Below are 21,390 nucleotides of genomic sequence, written 5' to 3'. Positions count from 1 at the left end.
AGGCTGACCTTTTTTATGTCTTCCTGAGCCATTAAATCATCGTGGCTTTTAATTTTTTTCATACCAACTGTAGCATTTAACTTTTTAGCTCCGTAATATCTAATGTAACGGTTGATATACTTTCGCGGAGTCATATTAACAGCTACAAGCCTTCTGTCGACAGGTTGGTGCTCTCTCCGGTTCTTCCGGAAAAATCAATCAGAATTTAAAAGTAAAAAAACATGAAGACTAAATTTGTAGCCTTAATAATGATGGCAATTTCATTTGCATCGTGCAGTGATAATGATGATCCTCAACCAATTGTTCAGGTGCCTACTGGTTCCTGGAAATTAGTTGAACTACATCACTTTGATAAAACCGGAAAAGATTCGGCAACAACAAAACTTGACAAAAGTACGTTGTCAATCAATTTTGATAAAGCTAAGAGTCTTGCAGCATTTACAGGAAAACCTGAAAGTGTAACCATGACTGGATCCTATAAAATGGACGGCAACTATAAGTTAACTGCAGGTCAAATTGCAACAGACAAAACAGTTGTGTCGGTTAAAGATAGCCTGTCATTGGTTTTCCTAAAAGCAGGAGCTCTGTACGAGATTAAAAATAATACAGTTTTAATACATGCCGGAAAAAAAGGCTATATGTTATATAGTCCGGTAAAATAAATTTCGATTAGTTGTAAACAGAACAAAGGTTGAGTAATACAGGTCCCCTTTCTGCAGATCTTCTCTCCAATGGTCGACGTAGAATTTGTAAGCGTGAATTAATTTGGCCTGTATGCTCAACTCTTTGTTTCTTTGCAACCGAAAATGACTGGTTTTTAATTGATAATGAATGGTAGGAACGGTAAAAACCTTTTAAAGCATAATGCTTAAGTTGGATAAGTTAACAGATTTAGAGATTATAGAACGTTGCTGCAAAGGAGAAAAGCGGTGTTACGAACTATTGTATAAACGTTTTTACGGATATGCAATGGGCGTTGCATTGCGGTATTGTATCAATCGTGATGATGCTCTTGAAGTTGTTAACGATGCATTTATTAAGATTTTTGATAAATTCCATTTATTTGATCCCAACCGTTCATTTAAGCCTTGGTTGCGACAAATTGTTGTAAATCAATCCATCGATCGGAAAAGGAAGTGGCTTAAAATTGAAAATGAACAATCAATTGATGAGGTAGCTGAACCTGTTTGGGCAGATGCTGATGCTATTAGTTTATTAGGTTACAAGGATATTCTCTCCATGCTCAACAGACTTCCTGAGCTTCAATCAATGGTGTTCAATATGTATGAAATTGACGGTTATTCACATGACGAAATAGCCGGATTACTCAATATAACATCGAGTAGCTCTCGTGTATACTTATCACGAGCGAAAGATAAATTAAGAAAATTAGTTGGCGAATTAACAGCAAAGGGTTATGGAAGAGCGGTTTGACGAAAAATTATCAGCGCATATCCGTGAGGTTTTCGACAATTACGAGGATTGCGATGCATTCGAAGGCTGGAACAAGCTGCTTATAAAGCAAGCAGAACCTGAGAAGAAACGTAAAATCATTCCTTTATGGTATTGGTTAGGGCCTGCTGTTGCCGCATTATTTGTCTTCTTTGCTTTTAATATCAATATATTAAATGTGGAGAAAATGAATAGCGGAGAACATATGGTTACTAAAAATGAAAAATCATCAACAACTACACCAGTAATCAAGCAACCTAAAGCAAACACAGGTGCTCTTGTTACGATAGGGAAGTCGTTTGGTGAAATTGCAATAAATGAGCAGGTTAAGACTCCCAATGCAAGTGATCTGAAACCTAAATCAGTTGTAAATTTTGCTTATGCTCCGTCTCATGTTGAAGAACCAGTACTGAAATATGATGAAGAATTGGTCGCACTGCAAAAGCGGGAAGGCAATTTTAACGGGCTGTCAAAAGGTGTTTTGGGGCAACCAGCCTTAACCTTAACAACTATTAAAACTAACATCCCTGCTCCTCAAAAAACATTAAGGAATGAAGATAATGTAAAGGAATACATTGCAGGAGAAACCAGGAAAAAGAAAAAAGATAACGTTGATGTAGGATTTTTAGCGGGATCTTTTATGAGTTATTCAAAAGGTGCTGAAAATAATACGCTAGGTTACAAGGCAGGTTTTGACGTGGAAATTCCTATTGCTTCTAATGTACACATTAATACAGGGTTGAATTTAGGACATCAGTCGTTGACATTTGCAAATGACAATCAACTTCCTCCTCGATTATCTTCAAAAATGAGCACTGTATATTCAATGGGAACATTGGATGACTATAAAGCCAGTATGTTAGCCATTGATCTTCCGGTAAATGTTAAAGTAGTTTTTCCAGGAGAGAAGCATTCATGGTTTGTTAGTGGTGGATTGAGTAGTTACTCTTACATTGAAGACTCCTATAAAGCGTCTTATACACAGATGTATCAATCGCCTAACGTAAACGGATCGGCAATGGCATTCTCCACAACTGAATTTGAAAATGAGGATAATTCGGGCAAATTATTCTCAAGGATAGATTGGTTCCGTACGTTTAATATGTCATTCGGGATTGATTATAATCTAAAAAACAATAAGTTAACAGTTGAACCTTATCTAAAGTATCCACTGGGCGGATTAGGTGCTGAGCAAATTAAATGGACCTCTGCAGGTTTAAATTTGAAGTTTTCGTTTGGCAAATGATAACTGCTGGTAGTCAAAAATTGCTTTAGTTATAGTGGTTTAAAGCGTTTTTGTATACTGTAAAACGGGTATGGCTTAAATAATAGTCATACCTTTTTTATTATAAGTCAAGATGAATGAAACAGTTGATATAAATATCAACATAACGTTTTGCTGTCTCAATAATTAATTAGGCAATCTGTAATATAAACTTATTGGAGGTGTCTAAAATCATGTCTAAGGTAGACAGTGATCGTATTAAAGAATGTGTAAGGTCCTGGCTCTTAGTGTTAATTTTATTTAATCTAAAAAATAAGTTTCGAGCAAATTTTTATTGACTTCCTTTTTTTGGTATATAAATTGATTATGTACATCCCAAATTTACACGTATGTATTAACATAACCCATTACCATGAAGTTTACGCATTACATTACCTCTGTCTTCGTATTATTGTCGTCTTTTTTAGTTGTTTCATGTTCTTCAACAGAGAATATTGCATACTTTAAAGGAGCAGGAACCAAGCAAACTGCTCCCCAGCAAGCAATTAATAGTTACGAACCCCTTATTCAACCTAACGATATAGTTTCTGTTACCATTTCGAGTTTAAGTCCCGAAGCTACGCAGATGTTTAATCCACAATCCAATACTGGAAATTCAAACTCACTTGAACTCCGTCAGCTAGATGGTTACCTGGTTGATAAAAACGGAAATATTGAATTACCAATTTTAGGAGTACTAAAGATACAGGGCTTAACAACTGAAGCTACTTCAGAATTGATAAAATCTCGTTTAACTAATTATTTAAAGGAACCTACTGTTAAAGTAAAATTCCTAAACTTTAAGATATCTGTATTAGGGGAGGTTGCTCGTCCAAATGTTTATAATATTCCAAACGAGAAGATCTCCATTACTGAAGCCCTAAGTATGGCCGGAGATATAACTATTTACGGTATGCGCGAAAACGTGTTGTTAATTCGTGAGGAAAATGGTGTACGCCAATTCGCACGGATCGACATGAATAAAACAGATGTATTTAGTTCTCCTTACTACTACCTGCACAAAGGTGATGTGATATATGTTGAACCAGGTCCGCGTAAAGTTTACGCCAGTGAAAACCGAACCTATCAAGTACTTACTGTGTTAATTGGTTTATTGAACGTTGCAGCTATTTACGCTATTAAGTAATAAGCAGTCTCAATAATTAATTAACATAACTGTTAATTTTACTCAAAATATTAATTGATAAAGTTTTAGGTAGTTGTGACTTAAAACTTATAACTTAATACTTCATTTAGCTCTCTTATCATGATTAGTGAAAACAATTCCTATAACAATACCACTATTCCTGCTCAGGAACAAGCGGTAAAGGAGTTTATTAATACCTGCCTACGAAACTGGCCTTGGTTTCTGGCTTCTATCACCACTTGTTTACTATTAGCTTTCCTTTATTTGAAATTTGCTGTGCCTGTTTATGATGTAACAGCCAGTATCCTTGTAAAACAACCAAAAACAAGTGAGAAAGAAAGTAAGGAAAGTGTATTAAATGAACTTAACGTATTTGACAACACTAAAATAGTTGAAAACGAGATGGAGATCTTGAAATCTCGGATTTTAATGGATAAGGTGGTAAGAAGTTTAGGATTGAATGTTTCTTATTTTAACTCAGCTGACAAAACATTTGCCGATTACATCGCTAAACCATGGTATTCAAAAGAGCTTTATAAATATTCTCCTATAAGAGTTAATGTTGAAACCATTTATCCTGAAGGATTTAAGGAGCCAATGGAAATAGAACTTGTTGATAAGACAAAGTTTAAGATTGAGGGCAAGAGTAAATTATATGCCTTTGGAGAATCTGTTAACACTGAGGATGGGAAATTTACAGTTCACTTAGTGGGAGAGCCAACGGAAGAAGGCAAAATGATTAAGGTTAACGTAACAAGCGTTGATAAAAAAGTGGACGCCTTGATGGAACGCCTTGAAGTTTCTGTAAGAGGTAAAAATGCTACTGTGTTTCGTTTACAGTTAGAAGATGCAGTACCTGTTCGTGGTACTGATCTGCTAAATGCACTTATTGAAGAATACAATAAATCTGCAATTGAAGAGAAAAATCGTGAAGCATCTAAAGCTTTAGCATTTATTGATGATCGCTTAAAACTTATAACAGGTGAACTTTCAACTGTTGAACAAGATGTGCAAGCCTATAAAACCAGCAAAGAAATTACTGATATAAGCACTCAATCAGCTCAGTTGCTACAACAAATGAAAGAGAATGATTCACAATTAAACCAGGTAAATATTCAACTGGGTACCTTAGAATCTGTTAGCGATTTTATTCAAAGTGGGGGCCGAAACTCTCCGCCAAATGTTTTTACAGCTGATCCCGTACTTCAAAATAAGCTAAATAAACTGAACGATCTGGAACTTGAACGTACTAAATTATTGTCGACAACCGGAGAAAGCAACCCATTGGTAGAAGGAGTTAATGAGCAGATAGCTAATACTAAAAGCAGTATTTTATATTCAATTCAGGATATTAAAACAGGATTATCAACCACTAAAAATACGCTTGAACGTAATAATTCTCAGTATTCTTCTGCAATACGGGCTGTTCCTCAAAAAGAGCGCTCATTAATCAATATTGAGCGTCAGAAAAATATTAAACAGGATTTATACCTCTATCTATTACAGAAAAGGGAAGAAACTGCTCTTTCTTATGCGGCAATGGTAATTGATAGTCAGGTGGTAGATCCTCCACAAAGCTCAACTATACCTGTTCGTCCATCCAAAACAAAAGCCTTAGCAATTGCCATGTTATTAGGTGGGTTGATTCCAATTGGTTCAATATGGGGACGAAAAATTCTTAACAACAAAATCCTTAATAAGCAACTGATCGAGGATGCTACCAATGCACCAATTTTAGGAGTTATTGGAAAAAATCACTCAAAAGAAGTAATGGTTGTTAAAGAAGGAAGTAGAACCGCAATCTCTGAACAATTCAGATTCCTAAGAACTAATCTTCAATACATTGATCAAGGGAAAAACTACAAAACTATTTTGGTTACCTCTAGTATCAGTAATGAAGGAAAGAGCTTTATTTCATTGAATTTAGGTTCAAGCATTTCGATTACTGGGAAGAAAACGGTTATTCTTGAAATGGATTTCCGTAAACCAGATATCGGTAATAAGATTAATGCAAATAAGCGTTTGGGCTTATCAGATTATTTGAACGGTCTTGTTACCATTGATGAGATCATAGTTCCGGTTGAAAATCAACCGAATCTCTACTTATTGCCTTGTGGTGCAATTCCTGTTAACCCCGCAGAACTGTTGCTGAGCGACAAGCTTGATGAATTATTTAAGGAAGTTTCTGCTTTGTTTGATCAGGTTATTATCGATTCACCTCCAATTGGCTTAGTAACGGATGCATTATTACTCGAAAAATATGCTCAGGCATCCATTTATGTGGTAAGATATGGTTATACATTGGTGCCACACTTGAAAATGATCTCAGACCTTCACAGCAAAGGTAAATTCAAAAACATGAGTATTGTATTTAATGCAGTGGATCTAGAAGCATCTGAAGAATACATGTACAATGATCATGGTTATTATACTCACAATCATGTGAATAAGAAGCTTAATAAGCGCCTGAAATTGAATTAGTAATAATTACTGATTAAAACTTATTGATCACTGCCTTCGTATTATGCTCTTGAGTAAACAAATTTCAGGTCCGTTGCGCAACTCGTTGCATGTATTAAAAAATTTAAGTTCGAGTAAATATTTTAAAGGAGCGGCATTAATATCGCTTGGAACTGTTTTGGGACAAGTGGTATTAATGGGTATCACCGTGCTGTTTCTTAAAGATATATATACCCCAGATGTTTTTGGTGTTCAGGCTAACCTTATTTCAATATCCTTTATCTTATCCTATGTTGCCACCCTGAAAATGGAATCTGCAATCCCTTTGTCTAAAGGTGAGGATAAATATAAGGTGCTAGGAATAGCCCTGATTAGCGTCGTTGTAATATCAATCGTTGTAGTAGTTATTTGTTTGGGAATTAACATATACCCTGAATTTAGAAATTATCTGGGGGTATCTGTGTTAATTATGGGTTGCTACAATGTGTTCAGAGCATGGAATCTGGATCATGAGAAGTTCAGAAATGTAGGACTATCCAATTTTTTGAGACCCTTTTTTCAAGCGATATTACAGCTTTGCCTTGGTTTAATACTTATTAATAAATATGATGGATTAATTTATGGGTTTTTAATAGCCTACGCCATTAGTGTTATTGTATTGCTCTGGTCAGTGAAATTGGAGAAAAAAAGAGTATTCAGCAAGGCGGAGTATATCGAACAGATCATAATTCACAAGCAAATTCCCTTATATAATCTACCCGCAGTATTAATTACCACCTTAGGGACCAATTTTGTTCCGGTTATACTAACAATTCTTTATTCAACCAATGTAACCGGACAGTACGGTATGCTGGCAAGTACTGTAGGCTTTCCCTTAGGTTTAGTAGGGGCCGCAGTTGCTCAAGTGTTTTTTCCGCGAGTGGCAAAGATCGATGATTTGGAGGGGAGACGTCGGTTAGTTGAACGGTCCATAATTTATCTGTATGGTATCTCATTTCTCTTCTTTATTCCGGTAATTTTTTACAGTAAGCCTATTATTCTGGCTGTTTTAGGCAAACAATGGAGCCTGACGGCTGAATTTGCCGGAGTTATGTCAATTAGTTATTTGTTTTCAATGGTATCAAGTCCTATAAGCTCATATGCACTTGTTTCCAAGAACCAGAAAACGGCTACAGTTATTACAATTGTTGAAACAATTACCAGGTTTATAGTTCTGTATCTTGGTTATTACTTCCTCAATTCTCCAATGTTATCAATCAGCTTGTACGCAATTGCCTGTACAATAATTTATATCTATTACATTAATTGGATTCTTAGACTACTGAACTCAAGCCTGATAGATTTTATAAAAAGAAATATTGGATATTTTAGGTATGATCTTTTGTTTGTAATCATCGTATTAACAGCTCAATATTTTGGGGGTACAAGCTATGCCGTGTTGATTTTTATTGTTGCTTTTGTTTTTATTATGATTGATAAGTTTAAATTCTTGAAATATAGATATTTATCTTGAAAATAATGATATATTGTATACTGCTTGAGCTTAAATAAACAAGTAATTCGTATTAAATAAAAGACTCTTACTATATGAAAGTGTTAGTGATACCAGCATGGTATAATAGTGACATAAGGCCATTGGCAGGTAACTTTTTTGGTGAACAAACAAGGGCTCTGATTACTAATAAAATAGATGCTTCTTTAATATACACAGACTTTAAACCGCTTAGTTCCTTTAGACAAATAAAGCTTAAGGATTTTCTGTTCCTAAGAAAGTACCAGGTAAATGATAATATACCAACATTCAGGATTAATGGTATTAATATATTAAATATTAAGTACGCATTAGGTAAACGGTTTTGGACTTACCTCACATTGAAGTTATATGATGACTATGTTGAAAGATTTGGTGTGCCGGATGTTGTTCAAGCCCATGCATACATGTCGGGGTATGTAGCTTACCAATTAAAGAAACGTTACAATATACCCTATGTATTAACGGAGCATTCTTCCACTTTTCTAAGCGATTCAATTAAGGAAAGTCAGGCTCCATTTGTAAGAGAAGCATTTAATAATTCAGATGTGTTAACAGCTGTAAGCAAACCATTAGCATTAAAAATGCAGAAATACACCAACAAAGAGATTGTGGTGACGCCAAACTTTATTAATACAGATTTTTTTGAGCCAGATCCGGATATTAAAAAGTATGAGATATTCACTTTCTTATTTGTGGCAGGATTAAGAGAAATAAAGAATATTCCATTATTGATTAAGGCTTTTAAAAGCCTAACTGAAAAAGTGAGTGATGTTCAATTAATAATCGGTGGAGATGGAGATATCCTGGAGGATTTAAAATTGTTGGTTGAATCATACGGTTTAGCAGACAAAGTGTTATTTCCAGGTAAGTTAAGTCGAGAAGAAGTTGTAACGGAATTAAATAAAGCTCATGTATTTGTGGTGTCTAGCTTCTTTGAAACATTTGGTGTAGTAGTTATTGAGGCCTTATCAATGGGATTGCCAGTAATTGCCACTAAATGCGGAGGACCGGAATATATACTTACAGATAATTTGGGGGTATTGGTTGAAAACAATAATGAAGAGGAATATGCCCAGGCAATGCTTTTTGTTTATCAGAATTATAATAAGTATGACCCTGTCGAACTCAGAACTCACGCAATAATCAATTACAGTGATAATGTGGTTTCAACCAATATGATTGATATATATAAGGAAACTATAAGTAATTATAAGTATGCAGAAAAGTCTTCAAGAGTCTGATAAAAGTGGTTTGCTGTTAGTCCTTTTTGTAGTAACGGGAATTATTGGAAGTCATTTATTACCAATTAATATTGGAGGGATTAATCTGTTCTTTTTTAGGCTGCTGTTAATTCTGTTCGCTCCATTTGTGTTTCGGAACTTCCGATTGCTTAACTTTCGTTACAACACGCCAAATTTTTGGTTTATACATTTTTGTTTCTTCTGGGTTGTCTATGGGTTAGTGTCATTGTTATTTATCAAAGATTTCATGGAAGGTTTTAAAGCATGGATGGCTTTAGTTTGGGGTGTAGTAATCTTTTTGATGTTTTGCCAATTAATGCTAATGACAGGTAAAAAGATGCCCTATTATTTTTGCTTGGGCTTATTATTGGCAAATATTATTTCTATTCCGGTAGCATTATGGGAGTTGTCCACTCTTAACCACCTTAAAGGTTCATACATAACCAATCTTCCTGATTACGCACTGGATAGACAGATAGCTATTGCCTTTCTGGAAAATCCTAATGGCTACGCCTATTTTATGGTATTAAGCCAGCCATTTCTATATTACCTGTACACCATTGTTAAGGGCAAATTTTTAAAAAGTGTCATTATTCTTACTTGCTTAATTACACCTTATCTGATCTATTTCACCGATGCTCGTTTCTCGATAGTGGTATTCTTGGTGAATGTTGGCCTCTTTGGATGGTTCATGCTTAGAAGGAGATTTAACTTGTATGCAGTTTCTATTTCAGCAGTTTTACTATGTCTGGTATTGATTTTTGGTGGTTGGAAATTTTTGGCGGAGGGCTTCAAGGAAAAACTGGAGGTTAGTGAGGAAACATCAAGTAAAGAGACCTTCCAGATAAGGGTTAATCACTTTAAAAACTGTGTTTATTATACTATACAAACCGGAGGTCTGGGGTTAGGTCCTGGAACTTATGAAAGTATAGGTTCCTTTAATAAACCCTATTATACTTATGGCAATGAGAGTCCGCATAATTTGGTAATTGAAGTGATTGTAAATTATGGTTTTTATGTAGGATTGCTACTAGTCGTATTTATCGTTGCATCGCTGCGTAACACAGACACTGAAACAACTTGGGGGGTGTGTATACTTATTACGACAATTGCATTTATGCTATTGTCAGCTCAAAACTCAACATATTTAAAAACGCAAGTTACCTGGATATTTTTATCAGTGATATTTTATAGAATTCCTACGGAAAAAGGTGTAAATAACCAACTTCAGGTGCTTTAAGTAGTTAGTGTATCACATTAAAAATTAAAACAATATCCTTCATGGTCTGATTGTTGATTTATGGATGTACCACGTTTTTTAAAGCAGAGACCAATTAAGAATGCATCACTTTTTAGAAGTCATTAGCACTTCATCAAATCTATTTTGAAACTAACTCTGAGAGATTTATAAGGAGTGATATTAAGATTACGAAATGACTAAAAAAGTAGTTTGGATTATTTGTCAATACGCAGCTCCATTGAAATATGGATTCGGTAGCAGACACTTTTATTTGGCTGAAGAATGGATTAAGCAGGGGTACGAAGTAACGATATTTACTTCATCATTTAATCATTTTATTCATACAAAACCCGTAATAAATGGAAATTATACTTACGAAAAAATTAATGATATAACGGTTTGCTGGGTTAAGGGCAATACATACAGAAAACCATCAGGGTTAGGCCGTGTTTTTAGTTGGTTATTGTTCTCACTCAGAATGCTTTGGATAAGAGTAGGGGATGAGGTTAAAAAGCCAGATGTGATAATTGTATCATCTCCTTCAATTTTTCCAATTATCAATGGTTATCTATTTAAACGAAAATTTAAATCGAAGCTCATAATGGAAATCAGGGATATATGGCCCCTAACATTAACAACAATTGGAAAATATCCTAAAGGACATCCGTTGATCGTTGTTTTATCGTGGCTTGAAAAATTTGCTTATTCAAAATCAGACTTTATTGTATCAACAATGCCTAAGGCCGATTTACATGTTAGAGAAGTGGTAAACAATGATTTTAATTTTAAATGTATCCCACAGGGAATAGATAAAGAAATTCTTAAAGAGACTCAATCCGTGTTAAATCCTTCCTTCGAAGAGAATTTTCCTAAGGATAAGTTTATTATCGGTTATGCAGGAACCATTGGGGCTGCCAATAATCTTGAAACACTGATTGAGACTGCAAAATGCTTTGAAAAATCTGGTTTGCGTCAGTTTCATTTCTTAATTCTGGGTGATGGATATAAAAAAGAGGAGTTGCAACAATCTGCTGCTGGATTAAGTAATGTGTCATTTTTAGGGAAAGTGGCAAAAAAAGATGTTAAACCATTCCTTGAAAAGTGTCACGTGTTGTATGATGGAGTTAAATCTACTCCATTATATCAGTTTGGGTTGTCGAGAAATAAGTGGGTTGATTACATGCTAAGCGGAAGACCGATTATTGTTTCTTATACAGGATATGTAAGTATGATAAACGAGGCAAATTGTGGTTTAGTAGTTCCGGCAGAGGACGTTGAAGCATTAAAAAATGCATTGCAAAGCTATCTTTTTATGTCTAATGATCAGCTTAATGAAATTGGTCTTAGAGGTAAAAAATACATTATTGAAAATAGAACCTTTGATAAGCTGGCATTGTCTTATTCTGAGCTTTTTAATTAATTAAATGCTGTTTTCTGGCATAAAAAATGTTTAAAAAACTGTCATTAAAGATAGTTAATTAGCTATATATTAGTAATATAACACTCGTTCGTGTTAAAAATACTGTCGTTAAGGGTAATTAATCTAATAGATATAAATAATATAATACTCATGGTACTTTCCATGCATTAACAAAAAAAATATTATGAATTATCAATCGCCTCCTATGAATACTGACACTGCAATTACGGCATATATTGCCCAAGAAGCGTCAAAGGATATTCACAATTCCTTTATTAGCAATAAGGAAAAATACAGAGAATTGTGTCTCACGAATGATATCCCCGTGTACTCCCAATACTGGTGGTTGGATGCGGTTTGTGGTGAAAATAATTGGGATGTAAATTTTATTGAATCAGACGGACAGATCGTAGCATCGTGGCCTGTATACAAGAAAAAACGCTTTATTTTTAACCTAATAACAACTCCCAAATTTACCCCTTTTACAGGCATTTGGATTAAATATCCATCTAATCAAAATTATACCAATAAGTTAGGATATGAAATTGAGCTGTGTAGTGCGCTCATTGAAATGCTGCCTAAGCACGACTACTTCTATCAAGGGTTTAATTATTCATTTAAGAATTGGCTTGCTTTTTATTGGAGAGGTTTTAGTCAAACGATTAGATATTCCTATGTACTAGAGGATATTTCTGATATCGATCAAACATTTGCAGGTTTCTCAAAGAATAAAAGAAATAATATTCGAAAAGCTCAAAAACTTGTGGAAGTTAAGCAAGGCTTAAGTTGTGAAGAGTTTTATAAATTTCATAAACAATCTCTTGAAAAGGAAGGGTTTAAAGTCTCTTATTCATATGAACTGTTTGAAAGAATTTATGATGCAACGATTAAAAAAGGGCGTGGAGAAATTTTTTATGCAGTGGATGAAAAGGGTGAAATGCATAGTGGCTTATTTTACGTATGGGATAATGTGTCGGCCTACTCACTAATTAGCGTTATACACCCCGATCATAGCAGTAGTAATTCATTAAGTCTTTTGTTTTACGAAGCAATAAAGACTTCATCCAAAAGAGTAACTCGCTTTGATTTTGAAGGAAGTATGATAAAAGGTGTTGAAGCAGCTTATCGGAATTTTGGAGCTAAGCAAATTCCCTATTTTATCATTACCAAGTCTAATTCTATATTTCTCAATCTTTTCACCTTTCTTTTTAAAAGATAGGGGTAAAAAAATCGATTTTAGTGAAAAAGTTGTTTATTCAGTATCCATTGACGTTTATTAATGAGAAAATATACATTTCTCATGTAATTTTTGATCATTTTTTAGGGATTGAGAATGAGGTTAGCTTTGTTGATAATTCATCGCATATTAAAATATCAACTGACAAGGATTTTAAGACTAACCTGTTAGTATTACCCGATACCTTATTTCAAACGCATGAACGTAAGTGGTTGAAAAAAAGCAGCTTACCTGTTTCTCCAATTAAGTTCTTTGACCTTACCACCATTGCTCCAGAAAATCAATTTTACGCGCCAAATATTCCTGTATTGTATGAAGGACTGCCGCCGGACGATTTAGATGAATCTGCAACCTTTTTTAATGTGGATTTGATTGGGGGAATGTTCTTTTACCTGACCTTATATGAAGAATATGCGTTGAATACTTATGATGCATATGGTCGTTTCGATTATTCTAAATCGATTCTTTTTCAGCATGGATTGTATGACCGGGCAGTGGTTAATGAATACCTGGAAGTTCTTTGGTATTTGTTAGCATCCATAGATCCGGAGTTAAAAAGAAAAGAAAGAAAGTATAAACTTTATTTAACTCATGATGTAGATCACCCTTTAAGCAGTTATGCAAGTAGCTGGATTTTTGTTAAGGCGTGTGTTGGAGATTTGGTTAGTAGAAAGTCGCCAAAGGTGATGACTAAGAGAATAATGTCGAAGTTCTATTCGACAGACAGTTTAGATACGATTGATCCTAATAACACCTTTGAGTTTATAATGGGGGTAAGTGAGCATTATGGGTTAAAAAGTGAGTTTTATTTCATTGTTACCAAAGGCAATAATACGATTGATGGTAACTATGAATTAAATAGTCCCTTTTATAAGAAGATGCTTTCTGTTATAAGTTCCAGAAATCATCAGGTAGGGTTTCATCCAAGCTTTTTTACATTTTGTAATTATGATAAAACCCAGCAAGAGTTTTCAAAACTTAGAAAGATCTGTGACGAATTGGGTATAAAACAAGATAAATGGGGAGGGCGGCAGCATTTCTTACGGTGGAAAAATCCGGATACCTGGAGAATATGGGATAAAATGGGTGCGAATTTTGATTCATCAATTGGATGGAGCACGATAACCGGATTTAGATCTGGCACCTGTTATGAGTACCCGGTGTATGATTTACAGGAAAGAAAAATTTTGAATCTAATCGAAAGGCCTTTAATTGTGATGGATGTTTCTCATGCTGCTTTTGCCAATTATGATCAATTTATTAAACAATCGATAAAGCTGGCAAGTGTATGCAGGCACTTTAATGGTAATATGGTATTGCTATTTCATAATAATTACTTGATATCTGACAGACAAAAGTCTAATTATAAAAAGATTGTAGAGGGAATTATTCCATAATTATGAAGAAAAATATACTCAAGAAATAAACAATTAAACACAAATACATGAATAGTTCTCGACCAAAGGTCTGCCATATTTCAACTATTCATCAGCGTTATGACTCTCGTATTTTTTACAAGGAATGTGGAAGCCTTTCAAAAGCAGGATATGAAGTTGTATTAATAGTTGCTGATGGATTAGGAAATGAAACCAAAAATGGCATTAAGATTATTGATATAGGTAAACCCAAATCTCGTTTCGAACGGTTTATTATGTATGCTGTTAGGGCATATAAAACGGCTTTGGCGCAAGATGCTCTGATATACCACTTTCATGATCCTGAACTTCTGATCATAGGTTACTTTTTACGTAATAAGAAAAAAATAGTTGTTTACGATGCCCATGAAGATTTGCCAGAGCAAATTAAAGGGAAAAAGTATGTGCCGGCTATTTTTAGAATGCCATTATCGCGTGTGGTTAATCTGTTAGAAATTTACTTTTCAAAAAGAATGTCAGGTATTGTTACTGCAACACCCTTTATTCGAAATAAATTTCTGAAATTTAACTCTAATTCATTGGATGTCAACAACTTTCCTATTTTAAATGGAGATATTCATTCATTTGACTGGCAAAATAAGAAGAATGAAGTATGCTATGTAGGAACAATCGCCGAAGAACGTGGAATAAAAAACATTGTTAAGGCAATGGATAAGGTAGATAATGCTATTTTAAATCTGGTCGGAGAATTTGAATCTAAACAACTTTATAATGAAACTATCGAGATAGATGGTTGGAGTAAGGTAAATGAACATGGATTTTTAAACAGAACAGGTGTAAATAGCGTATTAGCTGTTTCAAAAGTAGGATTGGTGACGCTGCTGCCAAATAAAAATTACATTGAAGGACTGCCTGTTAAAATGTTTGAATACATGCTTGCCGGAATTCCTGTTGTAGCATCAAATTTTCCTGCTATTGAAGATGTGGTAAAAGATAAAGGATGTGGAATTTGCATTGATCCGTTAAACCCTGATGAAATTGCTTCCGCAGTTAACTATTTATTAGCAAATGATGAGGAAGCTATAAGAATGGGTGCGAATGGACAACGTTCTGTTATTGAGAAATATAACTGGACAGTAGAAGAGGGAAAACTGTTCGGTTTTTATTTAGGATTGACCGCAAACAGTTCTCTTTAGACTGTTATTGTATACAATAGACTATTTTGTGATTATTCCTAACATTTGGTCTGTTTATTGTTAAATGAAAACCGTGTAACAAAATTGAATCAAAAATGAATTAAGCTAAAATAAACAAAACAACATATGACGCTCTTAAAGGTAGGCATGATTGGTTGTGGCCGTATTGGTCAACGTCATGCAGAACACATTCACGCAAAGGCTGAACTAACAGCTGTTTGCGACATCGATTATGAAAAAGCTTTGAAATTTAGCCAGCAATATGGCTGCAAAGCGTATTCTTCCTTATCTGAACTCTTAGAAAACGAACCTCACTTAGATTTAATGGCCATTTGTAGTCCTAATGGATTGCATGCAGAGCATTCAATTACTTGTTTACAAGCGGGTATTAATGTACTGTGCGAGAAACCGCTTGCCATAAATGCGGATGATTGTGGAGAGATGATTAAGGCAGCTGAACAAGCAAATAAACGCTTGTTTGTAATAAAACAGAATCGCTTTAACCCTCCTGTTGCTGCAGTAAAAGCTGCTTTGGACCAAAAAGTTCTGGGTAAGATTTACAGTGTACAATTAAGTTGTTTCTGGAATCGTAATGCTGATTATTATGCTAATTCTTGGAAAGGTACAAGGTTGCTGGATGGAGGAACGCTCTACACACAGTTTAGCCATTTTGTAGACTTGTTGTATTGGTTAATCGGTGATGTTAAACGTGTTTACGCCTTAACCGGAAATTTTGCTCATCATGATATAATTGAATTTGAAGATACAGGAGTAGTGGCTTTAGAGTTCAACAACGGTGCATTAGGTACCATCAATTATACCGTAAATAGTTTTGGTAAAAACATGGAAGGCTCGTTAACCATTTTTGGTGAAAAAGGAACCGTGAAAATTGGAGGACAATATCTTAACGAATTGGAATACCAAAATATTGATGGTTTCGAATTCAAAGATTTACCAGAAGGTAATAAGGCGAATAATTACGGCACCTACCAGGGCTCCATGTCAAACCACGATAAAGTTTACGAAAATGTCATTAATGTACTTACACAAGGTGGCATAATCAGTACTAATTCCTTTGAAGGATTAAAAACAGTTGAAATCATTGATAAGATCTATAGATCGGCAAATCAGTTATCAACTATTCCTGTGAAAGAACAGGAAGTGTTCAGGAAAGATGTTCTTGTGCCAATCAATCCTATTCCCGTAGTTAAAGTATCCTAATCATTAGTTCAATAATTAGTCTTGTACATTTTATTAAGATCAGCTCTTGATATTAATAAGGTGGTTCTAAATCTGTCAATAATCAATATATGGAAACCATAGCTAATGATGTAATTCGTTATCAGGTAGGGATAAAGGATGTAACCCTCGGCAAAAATGTTAAAGTTGTTGAACCTTTAAATCTTTATGGATGCACGATTGGTGATAATTGTTTCATTGGTCCGTTCGTAGAAATTCAAAAGGATGTTACCATTGGAAATAATACAAAAATTCAATCCCATAGTTTCATTTGTGAGTTGGTAACAATAGGTAATTCGTGCTTTATTGGCCATGGTGTTATGTTTATAAACGACCTGTTTCAGACTGGGGCCCCAGCAGGTGGAAAAAAAGAATTATGGCAATACACCACCATTGGCGACAATGTTTCCATTGGAAGTAATGCAACAATTTTAAGTGTAAACATTTGTTCTGGTGTTGTTATTGGAGCCGGTGCAGTTGTAACTAAAGATATTATTGAACCGGGAATTTATGCAGGAAATCCTGCTCGTCTTATTCGAAAATTATCAATCTAACTAAAAAAACAAATATGCAAGTCCCATTTGTAGATCTTAAAAGTCAATATCTAAGTATTAAAGCAGATATTGATAATGCAATAAGCCGTGTTATTGAAGAAACTGCTTTCATTGGCGGGCATTATGTAGAAGAATTTGAGAAATCCTTTGCCGAATTGTACGGTGTTAAGCACTGTATCGCAGTAGGAAATGGAACTGATTCTATCTATGTTATTATGAAAATGCTGGGTATTGGTCCTGGTGATGAGGTAATTACTGTGGCAAATAGTTGGATATCAAGTTCTGAAACTATTACTCAAACAGGTGCCCGTGTCGTTTTTGTAGACATTGATCCGATTCATTACACCATTGATGAAGCGCAGTTAGCCTCTAAAATTACGGCACGAACAAAAGCTATTCTGCCCGTTCATTTGCAGGGACAAATGTGTGAAATGGATAAAATAATGAGTATCGCTCAGGAGCATAACTTATATGTAATTGAAGATTGTGCACAGTCTCATTTTTCTGAATACAAAGGAAAGCGAGCTGGGACAATAGGAATTGCAGGTTCATTTAGCTTCTATCCCGGAAAAAATCTGGGTGCCTATGGTGATGCCGGATGTATTATTACTAATGATAGTGATCTGGCCCTGCGCTGCAAAATGTTTGCGAGACATGGAGCATTGAAAAAACATCAGCATGAAATGGAAGGGATTAATAGCCGACTAGATGGTTTACAGGCCAGTATTTTAAGTGCTAAACTTCCGTATATTTTGGAATGGACGGAGAAACGCAGGCAAAATGCCAAGGCATATTCCGAAGCATTGCAAAATGTTGGAGGAGTTATTATTCCAACAGAACGTGAGCATACAAAACACACCTATCACCTGTATGTGATCAGATCCAAACAACGTGATGAGTTACAACGTTTTTTGCATGAGAAGGGGGTAGAAACCGCAGTTCATTACCCTACAGCATTGCCTAATATGGCTTGTTATAAATATTTGGGACATACAAAGGATGATTTTCCTATTGCTAGTCAATATCAGGATGAGATATTATCACTTCCAATGTATGCAGAACTAACTTCTGAACAAATTGAGTATGCTGCTCAGTGCATTATGGAATTTGTACAAGTATACGCTTAACATAAAAATAGTATAGAGAGTTCTGTTTGTTTACTCTTTGAAAATCTAAAGTTTACGCTCTATGAAAATTACAATTATAGGTACAGGTTATGTCGGACTTGTAACCGGAACTTGTTTAGCAGAAACCGGTAATGATGTTATTTGTGTTGACAATAACGTTGAGAAGGTAGCATCCATGCAAAATGGAATCATACCATTTTATGAGCCGGGTCTTGAAAGTATGTTCAAAAGAAACATAGAGCAAGGTCGATTAACCTTTACATCTGATTTAGCTCATGGTGTTAATGAATCGTTGATTATTTTCCTTGCTTTACCAACACCTCCTGCTGAAGATGGATCAGCAGATCTTTCCTATGTTATAAAAGTGAGTGAAGGGATTGGAGTTTGCATGAATGACTACAAGATCATCGTAAATAAAAGTACAGTGCCTGTTGGAACAACTGAATTGGTAAGAAAAACGATCAGAAAATATACTGATACAGAATTCGATGTAGTTTCAAATCCTGAGTTTTTACGAGAAGGGGTAGCCATAAATGATTTTATGAAGCCTAATCGTATAGTAGTGGGTACTCGATCTGAATACGCTAAAAAAGTTTTCAGGGAATTGTATGAACCCTACATGCGGCAAAGTGATAAGATGATTGTTATGGACGAACGTTCAGCGGAAATCACCAAGTATGCAGCAAATGCATTTTTAGCGGCCAAAATTTCCTTTATGAATGAAATTTCAGGCATTTGTGAGAAACTTGGCGCTAATATCGAAGATGTAAGAAAAGGCATCGGAACAGACGACCGTATCGGAAAACAATTCTTATATGCGGGTATTGGCTATGGTGGAAGTTGTTTCCCTAAGGATGTGCTTGCCTTAAATAAGATTGCCAGCGATAATGATTGTGAGCACGAGATGGTTGAGTCAATTATTAAGATCAATCAGGCTCAACGCAAAAAGTTTGTTAACCGAATAAAGTCGTTTTTCAGAGGTGATTTGGCAGGTAAAACAATAACACTTTGGGGGTTATCTTTTAAGCCGGAAACAGATGATATTCGGGAGGCTCCATCCATCTACATTATTGATGAATTATCAGCAGCGGGAGCTCGTGTTGTTGGTTATGATCCTGTTGCCGGGCCTTTCATAAAATCGATGTTTGGTGATCGTGTTTCAATTGCAGATGACCAGTATGAAGCATTAACAGATGCAGATGCTTTAATTCTAGTAACAGAGTGGTCGTGTTTCAGAAATCCAAACTTTGATACGATCGCAGGAAAATTGAAATCGAAGGTTATTTTTGATGGACGAAATCAGTACGATCTGATTAAAATGAGTGAACTCGGTTTTAATTATTTTAGTGTAGGTAGAAGAAGCGTGGTTTCCAATACAAGTATTCACCAGCTTACTTAATCTTAAACCATTACTGTATTGGTGCTAAATTACTAATAGAAGTATTGGATAATTTAAGTGTTTAACTAGTTTTCTAAAAATCTTATAATAAAAAAAGAGGCTGTCTATATTAAAGACAGCCTCAGGTTTTAGGAAAGCTTTATTGTTGTAAAAGCTAACTTAGTATGATTTAAGAGCAATAGATACAGGCTTTTTAATAATACTAAAAGTGTTGTATCTATTGTATGCATTTGGAGCAGGGTAATAATATACTCCTGTTTTTGGATCATTAGCCTGAACACATTTGTTGTACTGGAATGACATTAATTCTTGTGCTACACCATTAATAAAGATGGCTCTCTGACCAGTGTTATAAAATGTATTATGATGAATATAGATACGGGTTCCTGCAATGTTAGTACCGTCTCCTCTGTTAGCACCACCATGCATATCGAAAGCATGACTTGTTGAACTGATTACCGTATTGTAAGCTGCTTCATAGCTTGTACCCGGTGTACCCCAACCTGCAATCGCATGACGGTTTTTATCAAAAATATTATAAGCCACTAGACCCTGGCCAGTGTAGAAGTTTACACCGTATCCGGTTAACCAACGTCTGTTGTGGTGAATATAGTTATTGGTAACTCTTCCTTTTGTTGCACCTGGAGTAAAGTAAATAGCCGCATGTGACCAACCACAAAACTCTGAATTATCAATTGTTAAGTTTGCATAAGCGCAATCGATACCTCTACTTGCTGCAAGTTCGCCTAAACGACCTTCGCTCATTAGTTTTTTCACTAATTCTTTTTGTTCTAAAGTATCAGGTCCAAGAATTCTGATTCTTAGCACTTTTACATCGTTACCTTTAACACTAATTAATGGACGATGACCTTTGTTTTTAGTGAAAATAGAACCTCCGTTGCTTAAAGCTCCGGTTGATGTTTTTAATCCGCGGTCACTTGTGATAGTAACACCAGTATTAAGATAAAGGATGCGCTCATTGGTAACGTCAATGTTTACATTGCTAGGAATGTAAATAACTTCTCCTGGTTTTGCGTATTTTAAACCGTTTTGCAATTCGGCTGCATTTCGGGCTAGGTAATTGTATTGTACTCCAGTAGCGCTGATTGACGTTGCAGCTAATGCTTCTGTTTTTTGTACCTGATCCAACGTTGAATCAGATTGCGCAAAGTTATCGGTTTCTTTGCTGCATGAAAAAATTAAAAATGGTGAACATAACATTACCATTCTGATGCCCGCTCGGCGAACACTAGTAAAGGAAAGCATAGAAATCTCTGGTTTTAAAATTTTACTAATTTGTTAACTTACGCTGCATTATAGGTCAATATCATGCCAAAAAGAACAAAAGTTTAAATACAGCTTGTATGAGGATTATTTAATTAAACAATTATTAACTGTGAGAGGAATCTTTTCTGCATTGAGGCAAAATTATCCCCATTTGTGGATTTTATCTATTTGAAAATCAGTTAATTGTAAATTAAAAAAGGTAAATTAAAGGCATATA

The 21,390-nt window shown here is 35.0% G+C and carries 17 protein-coding genes; 16 read left to right on the top strand and 1 reads right to left on the bottom strand.

What is annotated here, in order from left to right; all coding sequences use genetic code 11:
• Positions 1–221: 221 nt before the first annotated feature.
• The 16 genes from SOLCA_RS15550 (at position 222) to SOLCA_RS15475 (ending at position 19,886) form a co-directional block, all read left to right on the top strand.
• On the top strand, positions 222–662 hold the full coding sequence (locus SOLCA_RS15550; RefSeq protein ID WP_014681418.1) for a DUF5004 domain-containing protein: 441 nt from the start codon (positions 222–224) through the stop codon (positions 660–662).
• Between the two features lie 202 nt (positions 663–864).
• On the top strand, positions 865–1,434 hold the full coding sequence (locus SOLCA_RS15545; protein ID WP_014681417.1) for an RNA polymerase sigma factor: 570 nt from the start codon (positions 865–867) through the stop codon (positions 1,432–1,434).
• A complete protein-coding gene (locus tag SOLCA_RS15540) occupies positions 1,418–2,698 on the top strand; it encodes an outer membrane beta-barrel protein (protein WP_014681416.1) in 1,281 nt (426 codons plus the stop codon). Before SOLCA_RS15545 ends, SOLCA_RS15540 begins: the two co-directional genes overlap by 17 nt.
• A gap of 391 nt (positions 2,699–3,089) precedes the next feature.
• Entirely contained in the window at positions 3,090–3,863 is a 774-nt protein-coding gene (locus SOLCA_RS15535) for a polysaccharide biosynthesis/export family protein (RefSeq protein ID WP_014681415.1), read from the top strand.
• Between the two features lie 120 nt (positions 3,864–3,983).
• Positions 3,984–6,344 (top strand): GumC family protein, encoded by a 2,361-nt coding sequence (locus SOLCA_RS15530; RefSeq protein WP_014681414.1) that lies wholly within the window; start codon positions 3,984–3,986, stop codon positions 6,342–6,344.
• Positions 6,345–6,393: 49 nt separating this feature from the next.
• A complete protein-coding gene (locus SOLCA_RS15525; RefSeq protein ID WP_157604587.1) occupies positions 6,394–7,836 on the top strand; it encodes an MATE family efflux transporter in 1,443 nt (480 codons plus the stop codon).
• A 74-nt stretch (positions 7,837–7,910) separates the two neighbouring features.
• A complete protein-coding gene (locus SOLCA_RS15520; protein ID WP_014681412.1) occupies positions 7,911–9,098 on the top strand; it encodes a glycosyltransferase in 1,188 nt (395 codons plus the stop codon).
• Complete coding sequence (locus tag SOLCA_RS15515; protein WP_014681411.1) at positions 9,073–10,338, top strand: O-antigen ligase family protein; 1,266 nt, start codon at positions 9,073–9,075, stop codon at positions 10,336–10,338. Before SOLCA_RS15520 ends, SOLCA_RS15515 begins: the two co-directional genes overlap by 26 nt.
• A 193-nt stretch (positions 10,339–10,531) precedes the next feature.
• Positions 10,532–11,758: a glycosyltransferase family 4 protein gene (locus SOLCA_RS15510; RefSeq protein ID WP_014681410.1), complete on the top strand. Its 1,227-nt coding sequence runs from the start codon at positions 10,532–10,534 to the stop codon at positions 11,756–11,758.
• A gap of 184 nt (positions 11,759–11,942) precedes the next feature.
• Positions 11,943–12,977 (top strand): GNAT family N-acetyltransferase, encoded by a 1,035-nt coding sequence (locus tag SOLCA_RS15505; RefSeq protein ID WP_014681409.1) that lies wholly within the window; start codon positions 11,943–11,945, stop codon positions 12,975–12,977.
• Between the two features lie 20 nt (positions 12,978–12,997).
• The gene (locus SOLCA_RS15500; RefSeq protein ID WP_014681408.1) at positions 12,998–14,392 is read left to right on the top strand and encodes a polysaccharide deacetylase family protein; all 1,395 of its coding nucleotides are present in this window, start codon (positions 12,998–13,000) and stop codon (positions 14,390–14,392) included.
• Positions 14,393–14,439: 47 nt separating this feature from the next.
• Positions 14,440–15,567: a glycosyltransferase family 4 protein gene (locus SOLCA_RS15495; RefSeq protein WP_014681407.1), complete on the top strand. Its 1,128-nt coding sequence runs from the start codon at positions 14,440–14,442 to the stop codon at positions 15,565–15,567.
• Between the two features lie 126 nt (positions 15,568–15,693).
• Positions 15,694–16,788: a Gfo/Idh/MocA family protein gene (locus SOLCA_RS15490; protein ID WP_014681406.1), complete on the top strand. Its 1,095-nt coding sequence runs from the start codon at positions 15,694–15,696 to the stop codon at positions 16,786–16,788.
• Positions 16,789–16,877: 89 nt separating this feature from the next.
• Positions 16,878–17,360 carry an acyltransferase gene (locus SOLCA_RS15485; RefSeq protein ID WP_014681405.1) on the top strand — a complete coding sequence of 161 codons (483 nt, stop codon included), beginning with the start codon at positions 16,878–16,880 and terminating at the stop codon, positions 17,358–17,360.
• Between the two features lie 14 nt (positions 17,361–17,374).
• Positions 17,375–18,487 carry a DegT/DnrJ/EryC1/StrS family aminotransferase gene (locus SOLCA_RS15480; protein ID WP_014681404.1) on the top strand — a complete coding sequence of 371 codons (1,113 nt, stop codon included), beginning with the start codon at positions 17,375–17,377 and terminating at the stop codon, positions 18,485–18,487.
• A 61-nt stretch (positions 18,488–18,548) separates the two neighbouring features.
• Complete coding sequence (locus tag SOLCA_RS15475) at positions 18,549–19,886, top strand: UDP-glucose dehydrogenase family protein (protein ID WP_014681403.1); 1,338 nt, start codon at positions 18,549–18,551, stop codon at positions 19,884–19,886.
• A 159-nt stretch (positions 19,887–20,045) separates the two neighbouring features.
• Here SOLCA_RS15475 and SOLCA_RS15470 read toward each other — a convergent pair whose 3' ends face one another.
• Complete coding sequence (locus SOLCA_RS15470; RefSeq protein ID WP_014681402.1) at positions 20,046–21,152, bottom strand: right-handed parallel beta-helix repeat-containing protein; 1,107 nt, start codon at positions 21,150–21,152, stop codon at positions 20,046–20,048.
• Positions 21,153–21,390 lie beyond the last annotated feature (238 nt).

This window comes from Solitalea canadensis DSM 3403 (genome assembly GCF_000242635.2).
GTDB lineage: Bacteria > Bacteroidota > Bacteroidia > Sphingobacteriales > Sphingobacteriaceae > Solitalea > Solitalea canadensis.
The sequence above is the reverse complement of the archived record's forward strand: the minus strand, read 5'-3'. Positions and strand labels throughout refer to the sequence as shown.